Here is a 21,444-nt window from a genome sequence, read left to right as displayed (position 1 = left end):
GTCCAGGGTGGGGGCAGGGGTGGGCTCGGCAGAGGCCGGGGCGGCGGTTTCCGCCGTGGACACCGGTGCGGCCCCGGTGGGCACCGCCCCGGTGGGCACCGCCCCGGTGGGGGGCAGCACCAGGCAGAGGAAGGGAGCGGCCCCCGCCAGCAAAACCAGCAGCGCCGCGCATAAAATTGTATGTTTCACAAGGGTACCTCCCGGCAGGGACGGCTTGCATTTTGCGGCGCGGCAGGCTACAATAATAGGCATATCTGCGGCGCCGGGCTTGTCCCGCCCGCTTGTTTCAGTATATTCATCGGCCGGGACGAATATGCCCCGCCGGGAAAGGCGTTTCCCATGACCGAACCGAACAACGCGCCCCATCGCCTGCCCTTTTTCGGGATGCTGGCGGTGTGTCTGCTCACCCTGGTGCTGCGCATCCTGGACCTTGCCTTCTTCACCGACCCCGCCACCGGGTTTGTGACCAACGGGTTCTACTTTGCCCGCATCGCCCTGCCCCTGGTGGCGGTGGCTCTCAGCTATCTGGCCTCCGGCGGGGTGGCCCGCCGTCCCCGGGCTTTGCTGGGCCCCTGCACCGGGCTGGGCATCTGTCTGCTCCTGCTCACCGCCGCCCTGGCGGCCACAGCCCTGCTCAGCCTGCCGGAACTGCTGTTCGGCAGCGTCACCGCCCTCATCGGCGCGGTGGCCGCCCTGCTCTCCGCCTTGTGGGCCCTGCTGTGGGGGGTGCGGGCCTTCGGACCTCTGGCCGACCCCACCCGCAACCTGCCCCACACCCTGGCCGCCCTGCCCGGCACCGCCTTTTTCCTGTGGACCATGATCAACCGTTTTGCGGTGGCCCCCGCCTCGGTCATGCGCCTGGGCTGCACCCTGGGGGTGCTCAGCGCCGCAGCGGCCCTGCTGTTCCTGGCCATGGTGCTGCGGGTGTTCCTGACCCCCGGTCTGCCGGTGGGCCATGCGGTGTTTGCCGCCGGCATGATCGCCTTTATGCTGTGCACCTGCCATGAACTGCCCCAGACGGTGTTTGCCTTTTTCCACGGCGGCGCCACCATGGCCGAGCTGGCCGCCTCCCTGGCCATGGGCCTGTGGGGTGTGGCCGGTCTGGTCTGCGCCTGGTACGCCACCGGCGAAGGGCTGCATCTGCTGCCCGACCACATGTACAGCCGCAAGAAATAACCGGGTTCTGCCCGCAAAAAAGCCGCCCTGCCTTCTGCCGGATGCAGAAAGGCGGGGCGGCTTGTCTTATTGCTTGTTTTACGGTTCCTGCCAGGTGTCCGGCGGCGCGGGCGGCGTTTTGCGGGCGGGCAGGCCCAGGGCCCGGGCCGCCTGCACCCCCGCCAGCCCCACCAGAAACAATCCGGCCAGGCCCAGCAGGGTCAGGGTGCTGCCGTTCAGCCCGTCCACGGTGCCGTCCACCAGCACCAGGGGCGGAAAGTTTTCCAGGTCCGCCTCCTCCAGGCCGTAATAGCCGGTGAGCAGGTCGTAATACAGGGCCCGGGTTTCCTCGTCCATGGGGCGGATGCTCCCCCGCACCGTCAGGTAGGACCCGTCCCAGAAATAGTTGTCCGGGTCGCTGCGCCACAGCCCGGTCTGCCGCAGTACCGCCTCCGCCCGGTCCATCCGGGCCGCGGGCACCCGCACCCCCAGGAAGGTCCTGCCGTCGGACAAAGGCACCAGGTATTCCCGGGCGGTGACCCGGGTGGACCCGTCGGCTGCGGTGGAGACGCTCTCGGCGTACCAGTCCCAGATGGTATCCAGGTTGGCCGCTGCGTAGCTGCCTTCCAGCTCCGCCGGGGTCAGGTCGTACAGATCCCGGGGCCCCTGCAGCAGCATTCCCACCGCCGGGGCAATCCAGGCCAGCAGCAACAGCCCCGGCAAGGCCGTCAGCGCGGCCCGCACCAGGGCGGCGGCACAGGTTGTGCGGGTGGGACAGGTGGTTGTCATGACAGGGCTCCTCTTTATACGTAGATTTCGTTGCGGCGGGGCGGCAGGCGCTTGACCTCGGCGTGGGGAGCCGCGGCCTCCCGCCAGGCGGCGGGGCTGGTGCCCGTCTCCCGCCGGAAGACCCGGCACAGGTAGTTGGCGCCGGAAAATCCGCACAGGCTGGCGATCATCTCCAGGTTGTACTCCCGGTCCAGCAGCAGCAGTTTGGCGGCTTCGATGCGGGTGTGGGTGAGGAACTTGCCCGGGGAGATGCCCATCTCGGCGGAAAAGACCCGCACCAGGTGGCATTTGCTCACCCCCATGGCTTCGGCCAGGTCCTCCACCCCGTACAGGGCCATATAGTTGTTGCGGATGCTCTCCACCGCTTCGGCCACCAGGGGCGAAAGCCGACGGGGCGGCTCGTCCGCGTGGGCCAGGGCGCACAGCAGGGCGTAGGGCGCCGCCCCCAGGGCGGGGTCCGGGGCGGCGCCGGGCTCGCTTTCCGGGGCGGAACACAGCCGGGCCAGCTGTTCGGCGGCGGTGGGGCAGGCTGCGCTGTCCACAAAGCAGGAGGCCGGCAGGCCGCGCAGGAATTCCGCCACTGCCGACCCGTCCAGCCGCAGGCAGAGCAGGTGGCAGGGAGACAGGGGACGCAGCGTCACATCCCCGAAGGCCAGCAGGATGTCCCCCGAATGCCCCTGCACGCCGTCGGCGCCGGGGGCGTCCAGGGCGCAGGCGCCGCTGGACAGCACCCCCGTCCACAGCCCCGCACCGTCCAGCACCAGGGGGTCTTCCCCCTGCAGTTCCCGGGTTTCGCAGGCCCGGCAGCAGCGTGTCCAGTCAAATATCAATTTCTGGCCTCCTATATCAATAAAATGCTATTTCATTTCCCATTCTAAGCTGATATTATAAGTTTGTCAAGAAAATCAGGCGCCCAAAGGCGTCAATAAAAAACCATTTGGAGGGTATCAACATGGCCAGTATCAGCTGCCGTCACATCTACAAGATTTATCCCGGCAATGTCACTGCCGTCAAGGATTTCAACCTGGAAATCGCTGACAAGGAATTCATCGTCTTCGTCGGTCCTTCCGGCTGCGGCAAGTCCACCACCCTGCGTATGATCGCCGGTCTGGAAGAAATTTCCAAGGGCGAAATGTACATCGGCGAGCGCCTGATCAACGACGTTCCCCCGAAAGACCGCGACATCGCCATGGTGTTCCAGAACTACGCTCTGTACCCGCACATGACCGTGTACAAGAACATGGCGTTCGGCCTGGAACTGCGCAAGATGCCCAAGGACGAGATCGACAAGCGCGTGCGTGAAGCCGCCAAGATCCTGGAAATCGAACACCTGCTCGACCGTAAGCCGAAGGCTCTGTCCGGTGGTCAGCGTCAGCGTGTTGCCCTGGGCCGCGCCATGGTCCGTAACCCGGCCGTCTTCCTGCTGGACGAACCTCTGTCCAACCTGGACGCCAAGCTGCGTACCTCCATGCGTACCGAGATCATCAAGCTGCACAAGAAGCTGGCTACCACCTTCATCTACGTTACCCATGACCAGACCGAGGCCATGACCATGGGCGACCGCATCGTGGTTATGCGCGACGGCGTCATCCAGCAGGTTGATACCCCGCAGAACCTGTACGATTATCCCTGCAACATCTTCGTTGCCGGCTTCATCGGCAGCCCGCAGATGAACTTCCTGGACGGCACCCTGAAGAAGAACGGCGACCAGTACTCTGTTGATCTGGCCGGCACCGACATTCCTCTGCCGAAGGCCAAGACCGCGGACGGCAAGCTGGACGCTTACGTCGGCAAGAGCCTGAAGGTCGGCATCCGTCCCGAAGACATGAAGGACGACGAAGAGTTCCTGGCCAAGCATCCCGACAGCAAGATCAACGCCGAAGTGGAAGTTTCCGAACTGATGGGCGCTGAAATCTACCTGTACCTGACCTATCAGGGCCAGAACCTGATGGCTCGTGTTGCCCCCACCTCCAAGGCTCGCCGCGGCAGCAAGGTCGTCATGGCCATGGATACCAACAAGATCCACCTGTTCGATCCTGATACCGAACTGACCATCCTGAACTGATCCGGTATTACAACTGAATCATTCTGAACGGCGGCCCCGCCTTCTGCGGCAGGGCCGCCGTTTTCGTAAACAACACACGGAACAGGAAAACATACCATGCGCATCACCGAACTGCTGAGCCCGCAGCGTATCGTGCTGGGGGCCAAAGTGGCCGACAAGGCCGCTGCCATCCACACCATGACCGCCCTGCTGGACGACGGGGGCTGTCTGCGCGACGCCGCCCGCTACGAGCGGGAAGTGCTGGACCGGGAAGCCCAGGGTTCCACCGGGGTGGGCGGCGGGGTGGCCATTCCCCACGCCAAAAGCGCCGGGGTGGCCAAACCTGCCCTGGCCGCCATGACCCTGTGCGAGGACCTGGACTACGGGGCCCTGGACGGCGCCCCGGTACGGCTGCTGTTTCAGATTGCGGTGCCGGACACCGACGCCAACCTGCATGTGGCGGTGCTGGCCGACCTGGCTCGCCTGCTGATGGACCCGGATTTCTGCACCCAGCTGCTGGAAGCCAAAACCCCGGAGGAATTTCTGCAGGTCATTGCCGACCGGGAGACCCCCGCCGCGGCAGGCCAGCCCGCTGCCCGGGAGCCGGAAAAAGGCCCCTGCCAGGTGCTGGCGGTGACCGCCTGCCCCATGGGGGTGGCCCACACCTTTATGGCGGCGGAGGCCCTGGAACGCCAGGCGGCCGCCATGGGCATTTCCCTCAAGGTGGAGACCAATGGCGCCGACGGCCCCCGCAATGTGCTGACCCCGGCCGAGATCGACGCCGCCGGGTGCATTGTGGTGGCGGCCGACCGCACGGTGGACCTGAACCGCTTTGCGGGCAAGCCGGTGCTGATTGTGCCGGTGGCCGAAGCCCTGCGCCATCCCGAAGCCCTGCTGCGGCGGGCGGTTTCGGGAGGTGTGCCGGTGATGAACATAAACCCCAACGACGAAACCTTCTTTCCGCCCCTGTCCGCCTCCCGGGATAATCTGCGCAGCCGGGGCCAGCATGTGTACGCCCACCTGATGAACGGCATCAACCACATGGTTCCCTTTGTCACCGGCGGGGGCATCCTCATTGCCCTGGGCTACTTTCTGGACCGGGCCAACGTGGGCAACATCACCTTCGGAAGTGGTACCTCCCTGTCCTGGCTGGTCACCCTGGTGGGACAGCTTGCCTTCCGGATGATGTACCCCATCATGGCCGGCTTTGTGGCCAGCGCCATGGCCGGTCCGGCTGCGTTGCTGCCCGGCATGATGGGGGGCTTCCTGGCTTACCAGGGGGTGACCATCGGTCCCGAAAGCACCTGGATTTCCTCCGGGTTCTGGGGGGCCATTCTGGCCGGGTTCGTGTCCGGCTGGCTCATCCGGGGGCTGCGCAAGCTGTTCAGCCGGTTCCCTGCCGGGCTGGACCCCCTCAAGACCACCCTGCTCTACCCCGTTCTGGGGCTGACCCTGATTTCCCTGTTCATGGTGGTGCTGATCAACCCGCCTTTGGGCCAGTTCAATGACTGGCTGTACCAATGCCTGGAGTCCATGCGCGGCGGCAGCCGGATGGTGCTGGGCGCCGTGCTGGGCGGCATGATGGCCGTGGACTTCGGCGGACCGGTGAACAAGGCCGCCTACCTGTTCGGCACCGTCACCCTGGCCGCCGGGCAGGAGCGATTCATGGCCGCAGTCATGCTGGGCGGTATGGTACCGCCGTTTGGCGTGGCCCTGGCCTGCACCCTGTTTCCCCGTCGGTTCACCAAAACCGAACGCCACTCTTCCCTGATGAACTATCTGCTGGGAGCCTCCTTCGTCACCGAAGGTGCTTTGCCCTTTGCCCTGCGGGACCCGCTGCGGGTCATTCCCAGCTGCATGGTCGGCTCCGCGTTGGCGGGTGCTCTTTCCATGCTGTTCGGCTGCGGGGTGCCGGCCCCTCACGGCGGGCTGTATCTGCTGCCCCTGGCCGAGCGCCCCTGGCTTCTTCTGGTTGCTCTGGCAGCCGGGTCGGTGGTAACGGCCGGACTGCTGGCGCTGCTGAAAGCCCCGGTGCCCGACAACGAATAAGTTCCCACCTGCACCCTTGCCCATGGCCCTGCGCCCGGGCAGGGGTGCTTTTTTGTGCGGTTTCCCTTTTATTGAATTCCTGTTTACAATATGATAGACTTGTGATATGAAAATAGTGAACAATGGAAAGAGAAGGACCTCCTTATGCCAAAACTGGGAATTGTGATTTCCAACTACAACGGCTGGCAGGATACCCTGGCCTGCCTGGAAAGCCTGCGGGCCCAGACCTGGCAGGACTTTGAGGTGCTGCTGCTGGACGACGCTTCCACCGACGATTCGGTGCAGCGGCTGCAGAGCGCGGCCCACAGACAGGTGGTTTTTCTGCCCCAGAAGGAAAACCGCGGCTTTGCGGCGGTGAACAATCTGGGCATGCGCCGGGCGCTGGCGGACGGAGCCGACTGGGTCATGCTGCTGAACAACGACACCGTCTGCGCCCCCGATATGCTGGAAAAGCTGATGACCCAGACCCCGCCGGAGGGGGTTTCCTGCCCCAAAATGCTGTTCATGGACCCGCCGGATGAAATCTGGTTTGCGGGAGGTACCCTGGACCGCCGCACCAGCAAGGTGGTGCATCTGGGCGGCCACGCCAAGGATGGGCCCGCCTACTCCGAAAAGAAGCAGGTGGGATTCATCACCTTCTGCTGTGTGCTGCTGCCCCGCAGCGTCATCGAGAAGGTGGGGTATCTGGACGAAGATCTCTTCATGTACTGTGAGGATGTGGATTACTGCATCCGGCTGACCGAAGCCGGTGTGCCCCTGTGGTATCTGCCCGACGCGGTGCTGCACCACAAGGCCGGAGGCACGGCGGGGGGAATGCTGTCGGTGTACTACATCACCCGCAACACCCTGACCCTGCGCTGCCGGGGCCGCGGCGCTGCCTATCGCCGCCTGGCCGGCACGCTGGCCGCCCTCAAGGGCGGAGCCTGCTGCCTTGCGGCCGCCGCCCTGGGCCACCGCAAGGGCCGCAGCTACGGCGAATGGCGGGGTGCGGTGGACTTTTTGCGGGGCCATACCGGCCGCATGGGGCAATAAACTCCCAACGAAAGGACCCTGTGTATGCAAGACTTGATCTCCATCGTCATCCCGGTTTACAACTGCGCCCCCTATCTGGATGCCTGCCTGGAAAGCCTGCGGGCCCAGACCTGGCAGAACTGGGAAGCGATTCTGGTGGACGACGGCAGCCGGGACGGTTCGGCGGCGCTGTGCGACGCCTGGGCGGCCAAAGAGCCCCGGGTGCGGGTGTTGCACCAGAAAAATGCGGGGGTCTCGGCAGCCCGCAACGCCGGTATCCAGGCCGTGCAGGGGGCGTATCTGGCCTTTGTGGACGGGGACGACCGGGTGGAGCCCGGTTACCTGGAAACCCTCTACCGCACCCTGGGCGACAACCAGATGGCGGTGTGCTGTGTCTTTGACCTTTCGGACTGGAACGAGAAGGTGCGGCAGGAGGTGGTGCCCCTGGATATCTTCCGGGCCACCCCTTCCCGGTATGCCAATCCCGTGTACACCAACTACCCCTGCAACAAGCTGTTTCTGACCGCCCTCATCCGGAATAACCGACTGGCCTTTCCCGCCGGGGTCCGCCGGTGCGAGGACGCCTATTTTGTGCAGGATTACCTGCTGTGCTGCCGTTCCATTGCGGTGTGCCCCCAAAAGCTCTACCACTACGACCAGCACGAAGGGTCGGCCATGCACCGGTTCTATGCCGGGGTGTGCGACGACGAGATTCCCCTGATGCAGCGGCAGTATGAGCTGTTCCACATTGCCGGGCCCAACAGCCTGGTCAAAGCTGAGGAAGACGCCTTCCGGGGCTGGCAGTACGGCAAGGTGCTGGGCATTCTGCGCTACATCCTGCAATACGCCCCGGACAGAAAGACCGCCCTGGCCCAGACCCAGCGGCTTCTGGGGGTACCTCTGGCCCGGCAAAGCCTGCTGGACCCGCCCCCCGGCACCGGCAAAAAGGCCCGGCTGGCAGCCTGGCTGCTGCGGGCCAACGCCTGGGGGCCTTTGCTCCGGGTTCTGGCCACCATGTAAATACAAAAGACCTTCCGTCCGGCAGATGCCGTGGGGAAGGTCTTTTTGCATTTGTAGCAGGTTTATTCCTGTTCCCAGGTACGCTCGCTGATGATGTACCGGGGACGGGACTTGGTTTCCATGTAAATTTTGCCGATGTATTCGCCGATCACGCCCAGGCAGATGAGCTGCACACCGGACACAAAGCAGATGATACTGGTCATGCTGGCCCAACCGGACACGGTAGATCCCAGGATAGCCTCAATAACCGCCCACAGCACACCCAGGAAGGAGACGACCGCCACCAGCACACCAAACCCGGTGATAAACCGTATAGGTTTGATGGACAAGCTGGTAATGCCGTCAAAGGCCAGACCGAGCATCTTGGACAAGGGGTAATGGCTCTCGCCCGCAATGCGCTCGTGGCGTTCATAGGCCACGCTGGTGGATTTGAAGCCCACCAGCGGCACCATACCGCGCAGGAACAGGTTCACTTCCTTGAAATTGGCGAACTCTTGCAGCACCCGGGCACTCATCAGGCGGTAGTCGGCGTGGTTGAACACCACCTCCGCCCCCATGGCGTTGAGCAGCTTGTAGAAGCTTTCGGCGGTGAACCGCTTGAAGAAGGTGTCGGTCTGGCGGCTGGAACGCACCCCGTACACGATCTCGCAGCCGTCATGGTAGGCGTCCACCATGGCGTCCATGGCGTTGATGTCGTCCTGACCGTCGCAGTCGATGGAGATGGTGATGTCGCACCGGTCTTTAGCTTCCATCAGACCTGCCAGCACGGCGTTCTGGTGCCCGCGGTTACGGCTCTGGCTGATGCCCAGATAGTGCGGGTCCTGCTTGGCCAGGTCACAGATGATGGACCAGGTCTTGTCCTTGGATCCGTCGTTGACAAACAGCACCCGGCTGTCCGGGCTGACCTTGCCCACAGCGGCCAGGTCGGTGATCTTTTTCAGGAACAGCGGCGCCGTGATGGGCAGGACCTGCTCTTCGTTGTAGCAGGGAATAACAATGTACAGAACCGGCAATGGGGAATGTTTCATGGGTTAGGCCTCCATTCCTTTTTCGATGTTCAATCTTCTCCGATCAAAGCCACGCTGGCAAGATCGTAGTATTTGGCAAGCGACTGACTTTTCCAATCTAAAGGGCCATCGATTTCGGTCTCACCATGCTCCGTTTGAGGCGTCAGCGGAACTTTTTGGCTAGCGCTTGCCACCCCAGAACGGCCGCCAGTACAAAATACGGCCAGAACTGGATGAAATACCGGGCACGGCATTCAAACAGCAGCAGAAACACGCTTTGTCCCAGCAGTGCCACGTTGACAACGCAGCTCGCCTTAGTAAAATCCTGGGCCAGCCACTGCAACACCAACCCACACAGAATCAGGGCCCACAACAATTGTGCCCCGTATTCATAGGGGGCGACGTACTCCGCATCCGAAATGCCGTACAGCGCCTGCAAAGTGCCGTTTTCTCCCTTAATTTCCTGGAAGAATTCGCCATCCTTTTTCCAGCTGCCGGAACCGTCCGCATAGTTGCTGAGTGTCTTCCTGACCAACTGCCGGACCACACCGCCGGGCCCCATTTTCCGTATGCGGTCGGTAAAAACTTCAAAGTCTTTATCCACCCGCTCCTCATACGCTTCAATCGATGTGGAAAATTCTACATCATCATAGGAATATCCGCCTGCCCCTTGCTCATTCCATCCCATCATCAGATAATGTGCTGCGGACATGGACAATTCTGCATCGGAAATCGTGCCAGTGCGGACAGAATACGCCTTCAGCTGCGTGCCAAGAAGACTTCCGACGCCAATTCCCGCAAGGATGGTCACCGCCAGGACCACGCAGGACACCGTCCGGCTGCACAGCTGCATGACCCAGTTGTGGGAGAAAAGTTCCACCAGCACAAGTGCTATCCACACAATGATGGCATTGGGTTTGATAAAGCTGCCCAAAACCAGAACCAGTGTAACTGCCGGCGCCTTCACATAGCGGGACAGCGGCGCCGTGTACAAAAACAGTGCCAGAGCCGGCGCCAGCATACCGTATGTATCGGTATAGGGGATCAGGCACTGGGGCGACAGAATGATAAAGATGCCTTCCAGCGCAAGCACCGCATATCCCACGCAGTTGCTGCCGGTCATCCGCTTGGCCGCGTAGACCACCAACAGGCAGGACAGGGATACGATGAGGCCACCCACATGGATAATCAACAGATAGGCGTCGTAAAAATCAGATTTTCCGAACATGCGGCTGAGGAATCGGAAGATTCCCACAATGGCCAGATTGTTGGGATAGTAAGAGTAGGCATAGGCGTAGTATCCGGGGCTTACCGCCTCCTGCACCGCGCCATAGGCATCCCATCCGGTCACAAACCAGACCTGATTGATAGTCCACTGTTGCACCAGTGTCAGTAGCGCAACAATTCCCAACGTCCATCCGTAAAAATAGGGTTGTTCATTCAGCTTTTGGGTATACTTTTTGCCTTTGGACAGCACAAACGCCAGCAGCACACCCAAAACAGCCGCGCCCAGAATGAACCATACATTCCAGACTGCCACCTGCTTTTTGGTCGCATACCACATAAAACCGGGAAAAATTGCCACAATCAAAAGCGTGATACTGAACAGTGACAATGCAATTCCCCTGCCGAATTTTACCACAGGATTTTCTTCCTTACACACCTTGTTTTTCTCCGCCCCTTCACTTCTGATGGTCGATTTTGTACCGCTTCCAGAAGGGATATTTCCGGTTCGTTCTGCACAATTTGGCACTGAAAGCCTCCTTGACTTCCGGGCCCAGCCACTCTTCACCGGTAACGGTCACCCGATTGCGCATGTCCGCATAAGTGGGGGATTTCAGTTGCGGAATATCCCCAAAAGTCAACCAGGAATGGCCGTTGTAACAGTGGGCCTGGGTGCACTTTTTCCCGATGGCTTCAAACTGAAGTTTATCATCCGCAAAAATGTTGCCAATGCGCTTGCCACCATAACACTGCACGGCTTCTCCATCGCCCAGGCTTACATAAAAGCTCCAATCCCCCGCATAACAAAATTCTTTACGTTTGTGATAAAAAATAGAAGCCTTGAAGTCAAACAGCTGTGACTCGAAAGTTTCCCAAATTTTCTTGTACTCTGCGAAGGAATGTTCCGACAGATGGGGGATACGCTGGTCCGGGTCAATGTCCGACCTGGCAATGGTCAGATGGCACAGTGCCCCCAGGTTGTCCATGCAAACCTGCTTGATTTCGGGAATCAGGGGGATTTCCTCATCACAGGGAGTCATCTCTACCGTAAAGGAGATTCCGGCCTTCTGCACCATCTTGATGTTGGCAAAGTACTGTTCGAACAGGTTCAGACGTTTCAGTTCCAGATAATGGAAGGAAAATTTCAGGAACAGGTGCCGGCGCAGATTTTCCGGAAAAGCCGCCAACTGTTCGAAGCGGCGGGTCAGGGTTCCGTTGGTCACCACCGAAACAAAATGCCCCTCCTCCAGCAGCTGACGGATGATCTCCACCACTTCCTCTGCCAGAAGGGTTTCGCCGCCAGCGCAAAGGTTGCACACACAGGTACCACCCATTTTTTCCACCGAAAGCCCCTTGCGGATTTCCTGTGCAGTATGCTCAAACTCCGGCAGAGCATTCTTGAATAATCCCTGCTGGGCAATGTAGCAGTAAGAACACCGCAGATTGCAGGTAGTGACGGGAATGTAACAGTCAATAAAGCGCTTGATTTTAATGGTATTCATGGCGTTCTCATTCTCTTTCATAGGAAAGTCGTATTATTCCGTTTTTCTTTCCCCGCGAAGCAGAAGCGGGAACAGGAAAATCACCGGCAGCATATACAGATAGACCAGCGCATAGCGCGGCCAGTAGGCACTGGGAGAGGCCAGCAGCAAGGTAATCAGATTGCCCAAAGCCGGCGCAAAGAACAGGCAATACCGTCCGCAGCCCTTTATGAGGGCAAACAGAACCATGAACAGCACCACCCAGGTCAGCAGCCCCGAGGACGGCGCCGTGGTTGTCAGAGAGCAGATTTCCTGCAGCCAGTCACTGCCGGTCAGGTTGGTCTGCCGGATGCCGAAATCAATATACCACTCCGCCACTGCATTGAGATTGCCGGAAGTCAGGTTTTGCTCGTAGCCGTTCAGCTCCCACAGGTTGGGCGCCCAGTACCCGTAGGTGGTCAGGCACCATGCCTCCACATACCGCACCGGGTTTTTCAGCAGTGTGCGCAGCCACACCATCAGGAATTCGCCCTTGTTCCGGGAGAAAAAGTCTTTGTCAAATTCTGCATCCCACTTGATGGGGTCCACCAGCGCTGGGGTGTACACCTCTTTCCAGCGTTCCAGCGGGAGGAGGTTGTCCAGAAATTCCTTGTCCTGCTCGCTGATATTGCCATCGTAGGCCACCGTGCGGGCCAGCTGCTGCAACGGAATGCCGAAGCTTTCCACATCATCCTTGCCGATGCCCAGCTTGCTGTAGACCGGTCCGGTCAGAACCAGGATGCAGAGCACCGAGATCAGATGCAGCAGCACCATACGGCGATACACACGCAGATTTTTTCTTGCCGCCGCGATGAGGAACAACAGCACCATGCAGAAAGCGATGATGTACACGCCGTTGTTCCGGCTCAGGCAGATGACCACGATGCTCAGGACACACTGCAGAAGGAATTTCCGGCTTTTGGCCAGGGCGCCTTCTGATGCCAGCAGATCAAAGAGCTTCAGGCTGTAAAACATCAGCCCTGCAGAAAAGAAGGGATCTTTCCACATGCTCACCGCATGCTGGGGAAAATACCGCACCACGCCAAACATCAGCAGGGAAAATAAGGTCAGCACACGGGGAACGCCTTTGTTGTCCATCCAGCAGAGCATATAGGCCAGGAGCAATGCAAGCCCCGCCATCTGCACCAGGGTATAGATGGCACATCCCACCGTGATATCCGCAAAGGCCATCCCGATTTTCAGGCACAGCTCCACAAACAGGGTATAAAACAGCGGAAAATGGTTTTCATACGCCGCCTGGTGCATGGCCTCGGTGATGGAATTCATGGAGTCGCCGTAGATCAGTCCGGGATAATACACCAGAAAGTAAGGCAGCCAGGCCAAAAACAGAACGGCCGCCAGCACCAGCATAACTTTGCGCTGTTCTTTCCGGATGCCGGTGCGCAGCCGGGCCGACGTGTAGGTTTCTTTTGAACGGCGAAAACCGGCTGCAAAGACCCAGACCAGCGCCAGGCTGAACAGGTAGGTCATCGCCACAAAGGACACCGGATCCAATGCCGACAGCGCCGAAAACGCGTTGTGATCGGCCACCAGGCTGTATGCGTTGGAAGGGTCGATGTGAAACGCCAGGGTGACAAAGAAGGAAAGCAGGATGGCAAAGGGAAGAATCCATTTCAGTTTTTCCCTTTGTGCCTTGCGGTATGACAGTCCTTTCTGCTGCACCAGATACACAACCAGTACCATCGGCAGCAGCACGACCGAATCATCCGGAAGGCGGAGGCAGCGCACCAGCACCCAGGCCAGCGGAAAGGACAGAGCCATCAAAATTCCATTTTGTACCAGGGATATCCGGCTATTTTCAGGTAAAAAATTGCGGTCATTCATAGTATTGTGTTTCCCCCGAAAACCGTGCTGCCCTCTCAACGGCCGGCCTTGCGCTCGGCCGCCTGGATCAGGTACATCTCAAAATCCCGCTTGTCCTTCTGCTGCATGGTAGAAAGAATCACACCGGCCATAAGCAGCAGCAGAGCCATCAGGGTACCGATGGCGCAGACCACCAGGGTGGGCAGGCGGGGCACAAGCCCGGTGACCAGGTATTCCCCGAAGACAGGGATAAAGAACAACAGACTGACCAGGAACAAGACCAGCGCCAGAACCCCGAAGAAGGAGAAGGGGTGGTAGTTCTTGTACAGCCGGCCGATGGTGCACAGCACCTTGAACCCGTCGGAGTAGGTGTTGAGCTTGGAAACACTGCCCGCCGGGCGGTCACGGTACTCGATGACCACATTTTCGATGCGCATGTTGCGCTCAATGGCGTGAATGGTCATTTCGGTTTCGATCTCAAATCCCTTGGACAGCACCGGATAGGTTTTGACAAACTCGTAGCTGAATGCCCGGTACCCGGTCATGATATCCTTGATCTCGGTATGGAACAGGAAATTGATGGACGAACGCACGATGGTATTGCCGAAATTGTGGAACGGGCGCTTATTCTGGGTAAAGTAGGTGGAGGACAGGCGATCTCCCACCACCATTTCCGCCTTTCCGCTGAGCACGGGCTCTACCAGGGAGGGTGCCACCTCCGCGGGGTAAGTATCGTCTCCATCCACCAGCACATAACACTGGGCGTCGATTTCCCGGAACATCCGCCGCATCACGTTGCCCTTGCCCTGGGCGTACTCGTGCCGCACAATGGCCCCGGCCCCAGCGGCCAGTTCTGCTGTTCCATCCTTGGAATTGTTATCGTAAACGTAGATTTTTGCCTCCGGCAATGCGCGGCGAAAATCCTTCACCACTTTTTCGATGGTGGCACTTTCGTTATAGCAAGGAACCAACACTGCAATTTTATCCATAGGATCAGCCTTCCTTTTTCGTCGCCCCGGATTTTCCGGGCAACACTCGTTATATTATCCTTCACATACTGTCGTGCACGGCGGCCAGGTCCGCAAACAGAGCCCGGTCAAAGGCACCATACACCGGATTTTCCACCGCCAACGCCTGTGCAATAGCTTCTTCCAGGCGGTCGCAGTCGGTGCCGATATAGAAAACAGCATTGGAATCCTGCAGGAATGTGCGGTAAAAATCCCGGCTCTTGTGGGTGGCATTGTCCAGCACCACACAGGGCGTACCGGTCACCGCCGCAAAGATCATGCCGTGCAGCCGGTCGGTCACCACCACCCGACGCCGGGCATACCGCTGCAGCTCATCGTTGACCACAGCGGCACGCTCCACCCGGGAAATATCCTGCTGTGCAATGTTGGTGCGGATTTCCACATCGGGGTCAAAGCGCTGTACCGTATCCAGAATCTGTTGTTTGCTGTCCACCAAGACGGTTTCGCCGTCTCCTCGCAGGCAGAGCAGCATCCCGCTGCGGTCGAAACCGTAGTCCCGGTGCAGCGCGAGAACCACATCGGCCATCAGCTTTATCTTGGCATGCCCGAAATGACGGCTGGCAAAGTCGTAGCTTTCCCGGCCGCGGGCAAAGATGGTCAGGTCCTTGTGGTGGTTGTACACCCGGGCAGACAGGGCCAGCTCGGCCTGTCCTTCGGGGGTATCGGCAAAATAGATGGTCTGGGGCAGGACCACAATCTTGTTGTTGGGGAAATCCTGCACAATCCGGCGGTGCAGTTCTTCCTCTTCCCGGTACAGGCTGCCCATATTGCCGCCGCCGTTGATGAAAAGTATATCCGACGGATTGATGATGGCCTGCAGGAAATGGTACTTGTTGGGCATCTCATAGGTGGAGAACTCCACCTGGAAGTAATCCGGGAAATACTGCAGCAACAGGTTCTGTTCCGCCAGGTCGATGGCGGCGTCGCCGATGTTCTGGTGTTCGGCGGTGGCCAGCATCAGGGCTTTCTTCTTCTGCCGCAGTTCCATGACCTGCTGCTGTTCGAAGGTCTTGGTCTCATTCCACAGGGCGCCACGCATCATCTCCACGTCCGACTTCAGCTGCTCCAGAGTGTCGGTGACCGACAAGACCGGGCGGAACTGTTCCAGCGTTTGCTCCAGCGTCTGCTGCAGGGTGGCCAGTTCTGCGGTGTGTTCCTGGGACTTTCGGTCCAAGACTTCGGTCATCCAGCTTTCGAAATCGGCTTTCTGCCTTTCGTGGGCCATGGAGAGGGAAGCATCCAGCTGCAATTTCTGACTATGCACCGCCATATTCTGCAGCTGATTCTGCAGTTCCTGGGTCTGCAGGCGGTTGATATACCGGTTCAGGCGCTGCAGGGGATACAACACCTTTTGCAGCAAATGCTTGCATCCGGTTTTGAAGCCCGCCTTCTTTGCCTGCACCTTTTCTTCCAGCTCCCGCTTTTTCTGCACAAGCTGGGGGGTGGGGGTCTGCAGAATGTGCAGGGTCTTTTCGGCATCGCCGTCCAGCACCGCCTTGCGGGCCGCCACAAACTCATCGGGAATCCAGGAGTTCCGGGCACAGCCTTCCCGGAACAGCGGATCATCCACAATCTTGCGCACCTCTTCTAGGCGGGCTTCCTGGGTTGCAAACCGCTCGTCCGAAACCACGGCCGCCAGGCACTTGAACCCGGTACAGGCCACATAGCTGCAATAGCAGGACCATTCGTCGGGGTCCATCTCCTCCTGAGGGCCGATGAACTCCCGCAGCCGTTCGATCAGGTACATCTTGGTTTCGAACAGGTCCTTGCGGTACTGGTGGGTCAGGGAGTTGGACTGGGATTCGTTGTTGTAGTAGTATACCGTCCTGTTCAGGAAGGCAATGCCGTTGCAGGCGGCATAATACTGCATGTTGGTGACAAAATCTTCCCCCAGGGACAGTTCCGGCGGAAATTGCAGGTCCAGCTTCCGCCACAGGTCCAGGGAATACAGCTTGGCGCAGGGGCCTTCCAGCAAACTGGTGTTGAAGATCAGCCGCATCCGGTTGCGGGCAAAGGCTTCCTTGTCGTACACCCGCTCGCCCTCGCCGGCCCAGCGGGCACACAGCAGTCCCCGGGGAGCTTCCGGCCGGGCGAAATCCACCAGGCTCATATCCCCCGCCACCAGCTCCATGCCGGTGCGCCGGGCACAGTCCAGCATCACTTCCAGCATATCCGGGGTGACCACGTCGTCGCTGTCCACAAACACCAGATACCGCCCGGTGGCCTGGGAAACACCCAGGTTGCGGGCCCGGCTCACCCCGCCGTTGGGCACGTCCAGTACCCGGAAGCGGCTGTCCAGTTCGGCGTAGTTGCGGCAGATTTCCAGCGAATCGTCGGTGCTGCCGTCGTTGACCAGGATGACCTCAAATTCGGTCCAGGTCTGCGCCAGGAGAGAATTGAGGCAGTATCCCAGCCATTTTTGTGCATTATAGACCGGTACCACAATGCTGACTTTGTTTTCCGTCATTGCCCACTCTTCCCTTTCCAATAGGCCGCACAGGCGTTCAGGCCCTTTTTCTCCAGCACTCGGAAGCATTCCCGGTACAGCTGGTTCAAACCGTTTTCTTCCAGCATGGGCCGGTCCGCCATGGCATCCGCCAGGGTCCGGTCCAGTTCGGGGCCGCTCAGGCCCGCGTCGGCGCATTTGGCCAGACAGTCAAACAGCGTCCAGCCGTAGGTATCGCACATCTTCTGCCGGATGGGCGCCAGTTCCGGCGCATGGCAGACATCGTTGGTTTTTTCATGGTAAGCCTGGCAGGCATCCAGATTGCGCAGGCTGAACCGGGCCGTGATGCTGCCCTCCCGGCGACGGTCGTAATTGTAGGCCGAAATATCCACGTAGACGATGGTTTTGGCCGCCAGATAAAACTTGTGGGTGGTGAACTCGTCCTCGTGCAGTTTGCCTTTTGGGTAGCGGATGGCGCCCACAATGTCGGCGCGGTAGAGCTTGTTCCAGGCCACCGGCTTGAAGTTTTTCCAGTCCAGATTGCCCTCAATGGCCTGCAGAGGGGTGGCCACGGTCACCCGGCCGGTGCAGGGGGTTTCCTCCTTGACCATATCCTTGTACAGGTTGCGGTAGCTGCACTCGGCCAGTTCGGCGCCGTGCTTTTCCGCCTGGGTTTCCAGAATTTCCAGCATCCGGGGGTCCAGCCAGTCGTCGCTGTCCACAAAGGCCAGCCAGTCGCCGGTGGCCGCCTCAATGCCCGCGTTCCGGGCGTCGGACAAACCGCCGTTGGGCTTGTGGATGACCCGGATGCGGTCATCTTTTTCCGCCCAGGCATCGCACATCTTGCCGCAGTTGTCCGGGCTGCCGTCGTCCACCAGAATGATTTCCAGATTCCGGTAGGTCTGCCCCGCAATGGAAGCCACGCACCGGTCCAGGAACCCTTCCACCTTGTACACCGGCACGATCACACTGATCTTTTTCATCTCGACTCCTCCTGCCCCGCCGTTTTGCCCAAAAGGGCCTTCAAAGGTTTTTTCAGGGCAGCCATGGCCCTGGCCCGGCGCTCCTGCCGCTCTTTCCGGGCAAAGTATTCCGCCGCCGGCAGGGTGCACAGCCATTGCCACTGCTGTTTCTGGGTGCGGTTCTGGATTTGGGGCCAGCGCCGGGCGTCCTCCCGGATGCCCCGGACAAACAGGTCCCGGGCTTCGGGGGTCATGGCGTCCTGACGGCGCAGCAGGCTTTCGGTCACCCCCAGCAGCGAATCCACCGACCGGCAGGCCAGGTCGGGGCGGCCCTGTTCCAGGCAGAACTCCACCCGTTCCCGCATAGCCGCCAACCCGTCCAGACGCCGGGGGTCAATGGCGGTGTGCATGATGCTCTGGGGACGCTGCCGGTAGTCGTACAGCGGCAGGTCCACCCGGGCCACCTGTTCCGCCTTCCACAGCAGGCGATGGGCCACAAACTCATCCTCATGCAGCCGCCCCACCGGGTAACGGATGTCCTCGAACAGTTCCCGGCGATAGAGCTTGTTCCAGGCCACCACGTATTCCACCGTGATGGAACGGAAGATCTCTTCCCGCCCCTTGCGGCAGACCGGCAGCGTTCGGGGATCATAGACGGGATGTTCTTCGGGCAGGTCGGTCACCTCGTTGAACAGACCCATGGCCAGGGATGCCCCGGTCTGTTCCATCGCCCGGACCAGCAGGTCCAGCATCTGGGGGTGAAGAGCGTCGTCGGAATCCGCAAAGGCAAACAGAGAACCCCGGGCATGGTCCATGCCGAAGTTCCGCGCGTCCGAAAGGCCGCCGTTTGGCTTGTGCAGCACCCGGATACGCCCATCCTGTGCGGCCAGGCGCTCGCAGAGGGCCGGGCTTTCGTCGGTGCTACCGTCGTCCACCAGCAGCAGTTCCAGATGGGGGTAGGTCTGGCAGAGAATGCTTTTTACACAGGCTTCCAGATAGGGGGCCGTGTTGTACACCGGCACAATCACCGAGATTGTCTGTTGTTCCGTCAGCACCCTGTCCCCTCCGTTTTCCGCAGCCGTGGCCACACAAAATTTCAACGGGCAATGCCTGATCCCAGATTTTCGGCCATTTCCCGTTGTATTCTCGTACTCTGTCATTATACCTTATTATGATGGGGCAAACAACCCCTTGTCACCTTTTTACAAACGACTGAAACGGCAGAGATACGTCTGTTCTCCACCAACTTCAACAATCATTTTACATAAAACAACAGGGCCTGCCCGCCAGCGGCATCCCGCAGGCAGAGCAAGCCCCGTTTTTGTTCGTTGGGTTTTATTCGGCTTCTTCTTCCAGCTCTCTGGCCAGACGCCACAGTTCGTCCAGCGTTTCCACTTCCTGCAGACGGTCTTCGTCCACTTCCACACCGATGGCTTCCCCCAACTGCCAGGCCAGCTCGATCAGATCTTCATGGTCTGCGCCCAGTTCTGCCAAGGTGGTTTTCGAAGTCAGTTCGTTCTCGTCGCAGCTGAACTGTTCTGCCAGAATTTCTTTCAGTTCCTGCTTGGTCATAGGTACGGTATCCCCCATTCTGTCGGCTGCATTGCAGCACCTTCCTTTTGCCTTATGATACCCAATCCACACCGACATCGTCAAGGGGATCCCCCCCTGCCTTCTGTTAGAAATCAACAGCGGATTCTTGTGCAATCCTCACAAGGCACACCTCTTCACCCTTTGTTCTGCCGCTGGCTCTGGGTGCCGAAATAGAAGGCCACCACCATGGTGACGATGGTCATCACCGTGTCCGGCTGCAGTTTGCCCGCAAGGGCCAGGGCCGCAAACACCCCGATGACCACCAGGGTCACGATGGTCTTGACCTTGAGCAGAGCGGCCAGGTTTTTCCAGAATTCTTCCATCCTCTTCCTCCCTCAGTTCCCGCCGGAACGCACCGGCAGGGTTTCGCAGCGGCGCATGATGTGGGTCACCGAGGGGTCCCCGTCCCCCAGGGCCATGTATGGGTCATAGCAGCTGCGCAGGGTTTCCACCCCGTAGGGCGGCACCGCCTTTTCGTCGATGTAGTGCAGTCCCAGGTCGATGACCTTGGCCCGCAAAAGGCCCTTGACCCCATCCCGCAGGGCTTTTTCCTCCCTGCGGCTGCGGGTCAGCCGGGCCGCCGCCCAACCGCAGAAGGCGGTCAGCAGCGGCAGGACCGCCGCCAGCACATCCGTCACTTTGTCCACGGCTATCACCCCACCTCCTCGGCCCAGACCGAGCGGTACAGCCCCAGCTGGTCCAGGCTGCGCTCCTTGCACAGGGCCAGAATGGCGTCCGCATCGCCCTGGCTCACCGGACCGATGGTGATGGTCTGCAGCCGGGCAGCGGCCGGAGCGGCGGTCTGCGCCGGGCGGGAGGCGGCATATTCCCCGGGCTGGTAGGTGTACACGCCGGTGTTGGCGGTGGTGAAGTCATCGTCCAGCCACACCAACGGATTGCGGCGGTTGCCGCCCAGGATCACCTCAAAGTGCAGGTGGGCGCCGCTGATGTTGCCGGTTTCCCCGGTGTAGCCGATGAGCTGGCCTTCCTTGACAGTCTGGCCCTTGCTCACACACAGCCGGGACAGGTGGGCGTATCTGGTTTGCAAGGTCACGCCCCGGTAATCGCCGTGGCGGATGCGGATCATGGTGCCGTAGCTTTGCATGCCGGTCTTGGTGTGCCCGTCCCATGTCTGGGTTTCCTCCACGGTGCCGTCCTCGGCCGCATACACCGGCTTGACCACACTGCCGCCCTGGTTGGTGCGCAGGTCGATAGCTTCATGGCGGCTGCCGTCGCTGTAAAAGTAACCCGCTGTCAGCACATGCAGGGCCAGGGGCCAGCAAAGGACCACATCCCCGTTGTTCAATCGCATGGTTCATTCCCCCTTCTTTGCCAGAAAAAACACTTCCACATCGCTGGGCGGCTTTCTGCCGCCCCGGGTGGTGCAGGTCATGGTGCCGGCGCCGAAGCTCTTTTTCCCGGCATCCACCACCCCGCCGGACACCCGTACCTGGCGCTGGGTAGCGTCCGGGTAGGTATCCGCCACAAACACCGGGGAGGCCATGACCGACCCGGCCGTGACGTTTTCCACCCCGGCCACCGGGGTGACGGCGGCGGTCTGGGTATAGTTGCCGCTGGACGCTGTCCAGCGGTCCACCGCAAACGTTGCCTTGAACAGGCCCACCGCCAGGCTGGTGCCCATCTGGCTGAACAGGGTGGGATATTCGTCCAGAGTGGTGCCTGCCGGCACCGCCACCCCGTTCTGGGACAGCACCGCCGTCAGGCCGGTCTTAGCCGCCTGCAGACGGTTCAGTTCGGTTTGTACGCTCATC

Annotated in this window: 21 protein-coding genes; 5 read left to right on the top strand and 16 right to left on the bottom strand. The window is 60.2% G+C overall.

The genetic code is table 11. The features are described 5' to 3' along the window. On the bottom strand, positions 1-189 hold a 189-nt coding region (locus H6B15_RS12230), incomplete at its 3' end, for a hypothetical protein (protein WP_204648281.1). Positions 190-339: 150 nt separating this feature from the next. On the opposite strand from H6B15_RS12230, the gene H6B15_RS12225 reads away from it, so the two are divergent. After that, a complete protein-coding gene (locus H6B15_RS12225) occupies positions 340-1,176 on the top strand; it encodes a hypothetical protein (RefSeq protein ID WP_204648280.1) in 837 nt (278 codons plus the stop codon). A gap of 78 nt (positions 1,177-1,254) precedes the next feature. Here the strand turns inward: H6B15_RS12225 and H6B15_RS12220 are convergent, their stop codons facing one another. Both H6B15_RS12220 and H6B15_RS12215 read right to left on the bottom strand, forming a co-directional pair. Next, the gene (locus tag H6B15_RS12220) at positions 1,255-1,944 is read right to left on the bottom strand and encodes a DUF6709 family protein (protein ID WP_204648279.1); all 690 of its coding nucleotides are present in this window, start codon (positions 1,942-1,944) and stop codon (positions 1,255-1,257) included. A 14-nt stretch (positions 1,945-1,958) separates the two neighbouring features. Further along, entirely contained in the window at positions 1,959-2,774 is an 816-nt protein-coding gene (locus H6B15_RS12215; RefSeq protein WP_204648278.1) for a helix-turn-helix domain-containing protein, read from the bottom strand. A gap of 122 nt (positions 2,775-2,896) precedes the next feature. Here H6B15_RS12215 and H6B15_RS12210 point away from each other — a divergent pair, with 122 nt between their 5' ends. The 4 genes from H6B15_RS12210 to H6B15_RS12195 all read left to right on the top strand — a co-directional run bounded on the left by H6B15_RS12210 (position 2,897) and on the right by H6B15_RS12195 (position 8,068). Next, positions 2,897-4,009: an ABC transporter ATP-binding protein gene (locus H6B15_RS12210; protein ID WP_204648277.1), complete on the top strand. Its 1,113-nt coding sequence runs from the start codon at positions 2,897-2,899 to the stop codon at positions 4,007-4,009. Between the two features lie 96 nt (positions 4,010-4,105). Next, the gene (locus tag H6B15_RS12205; protein ID WP_204648276.1) at positions 4,106-6,037 is read left to right on the top strand and encodes a PTS fructose transporter subunit IIABC; all 1,932 of its coding nucleotides are present in this window, start codon (positions 4,106-4,108) and stop codon (positions 6,035-6,037) included. A gap of 144 nt (positions 6,038-6,181) precedes the next feature. Further along, positions 6,182-7,069 (top strand): glycosyltransferase family 2 protein, encoded by an 888-nt coding sequence (locus tag H6B15_RS12200; protein WP_204648275.1) that lies wholly within the window; start codon positions 6,182-6,184, stop codon positions 7,067-7,069. Positions 7,070-7,093: 24 nt separating this feature from the next. Then, positions 7,094-8,068 carry a glycosyltransferase family 2 protein gene (locus H6B15_RS12195; protein ID WP_204648274.1) on the top strand — a complete coding sequence of 325 codons (975 nt, stop codon included), beginning with the start codon at positions 7,094-7,096 and terminating at the stop codon, positions 8,066-8,068. A 62-nt stretch (positions 8,069-8,130) separates the two neighbouring features. On the opposite strand, the gene H6B15_RS12190 is transcribed toward H6B15_RS12195, so the two are convergent. The 13 genes from H6B15_RS12190 to H6B15_RS12130 all read right to left on the bottom strand — a co-directional run bounded on the left by H6B15_RS12190 (position 8,131) and on the right by H6B15_RS12130 (position 21,443). After that, positions 8,131-9,096, bottom strand: coding sequence for a glycosyltransferase family 2 protein (locus H6B15_RS12190; protein ID WP_204648273.1), 966 nt, complete (start codon positions 9,094-9,096; stop codon positions 8,131-8,133). A gap of 142 nt (positions 9,097-9,238) precedes the next feature. Further along, positions 9,239-10,615: a hypothetical protein gene (locus H6B15_RS12185; protein ID WP_204648272.1), complete on the bottom strand. Its 1,377-nt coding sequence runs from the start codon at positions 10,613-10,615 to the stop codon at positions 9,239-9,241. Between the two features lie 142 nt (positions 10,616-10,757). Beyond that, positions 10,758-11,822, bottom strand: a complete 1,065-nt coding sequence (locus tag H6B15_RS12180) for a radical SAM protein (RefSeq protein ID WP_204648271.1) — start codon at positions 11,820-11,822, stop codon at positions 10,758-10,760. A 12-nt stretch (positions 11,823-11,834) separates the two neighbouring features. Then, the gene (locus tag H6B15_RS12175; RefSeq protein WP_204648270.1) at positions 11,835-13,601 is read right to left on the bottom strand and encodes a DUF6020 family protein; all 1,767 of its coding nucleotides are present in this window, start codon (positions 13,599-13,601) and stop codon (positions 11,835-11,837) included. A 98-nt stretch (positions 13,602-13,699) separates the two neighbouring features. Next, the gene (locus H6B15_RS12170; RefSeq protein WP_204648269.1) at positions 13,700-14,632 is read right to left on the bottom strand and encodes a glycosyltransferase family 2 protein; all 933 of its coding nucleotides are present in this window, start codon (positions 14,630-14,632) and stop codon (positions 13,700-13,702) included. A gap of 61 nt (positions 14,633-14,693) precedes the next feature. Continuing rightward, positions 14,694-17,138 carry a glycosyltransferase gene (locus H6B15_RS12165; RefSeq protein WP_204648268.1) on the bottom strand — a complete coding sequence of 815 codons (2,445 nt, stop codon included), beginning with the start codon at positions 17,136-17,138 and terminating at the stop codon, positions 14,694-14,696. Continuing rightward, a complete protein-coding gene (locus H6B15_RS12160) occupies positions 17,135-18,100 on the bottom strand; it encodes a glycosyltransferase family 2 protein (protein WP_204648267.1) in 966 nt (321 codons plus the stop codon). The genes H6B15_RS12165 and H6B15_RS12160 overlap by 4 nt, the downstream gene beginning before the upstream one ends. Beyond that, positions 18,097-19,134 carry a glycosyltransferase gene (locus tag H6B15_RS12155; RefSeq protein ID WP_204648266.1) on the bottom strand — a complete coding sequence of 346 codons (1,038 nt, stop codon included), beginning with the start codon at positions 19,132-19,134 and terminating at the stop codon, positions 18,097-18,099. The genes H6B15_RS12160 and H6B15_RS12155 overlap by 4 nt, the downstream gene beginning before the upstream one ends. Positions 19,135-19,414: 280 nt before the next feature. Further along, a complete protein-coding gene (locus H6B15_RS12150; protein ID WP_204648265.1) occupies positions 19,415-19,669 on the bottom strand; it encodes an acyl carrier protein in 255 nt (84 codons plus the stop codon). Positions 19,670-19,806: 137 nt separating this feature from the next. Next, positions 19,807-19,995: a hypothetical protein gene (locus tag H6B15_RS12145; protein ID WP_204648264.1), complete on the bottom strand. Its 189-nt coding sequence runs from the start codon at positions 19,993-19,995 to the stop codon at positions 19,807-19,809. A 12-nt stretch (positions 19,996-20,007) separates the two neighbouring features. Continuing rightward, positions 20,008-20,319, bottom strand: a complete 312-nt coding sequence (locus H6B15_RS12140) for a hypothetical protein (RefSeq protein WP_204648263.1) — start codon at positions 20,317-20,319, stop codon at positions 20,008-20,010. A gap of 5 nt (positions 20,320-20,324) precedes the next feature. Next, positions 20,325-20,984 carry a M23 family metallopeptidase gene (locus tag H6B15_RS12135; protein ID WP_204648262.1) on the bottom strand — a complete coding sequence of 220 codons (660 nt, stop codon included), beginning with the start codon at positions 20,982-20,984 and terminating at the stop codon, positions 20,325-20,327. 3 nt (positions 20,985-20,987) lie between these two features. Then, positions 20,988-21,443, bottom strand: coding sequence for a hypothetical protein (locus H6B15_RS12130; RefSeq protein ID WP_204648261.1), 456 nt, complete (start codon positions 21,441-21,443; stop codon positions 20,988-20,990). Position 21,444: the final 1 nt, after the last annotated feature.

The sequence above is a fragment of the Gemmiger formicilis genome, assembly GCF_016900095.1.
In the GTDB taxonomy this organism is placed as follows: Bacteria; Bacillota; Clostridia; order Oscillospirales; family Ruminococcaceae; genus Gemmiger; species Gemmiger formicilis_A.
Note: the sequence above shows the minus strand (reverse complement) of the source record. Positions and strands in the feature narration are given on the sequence as shown.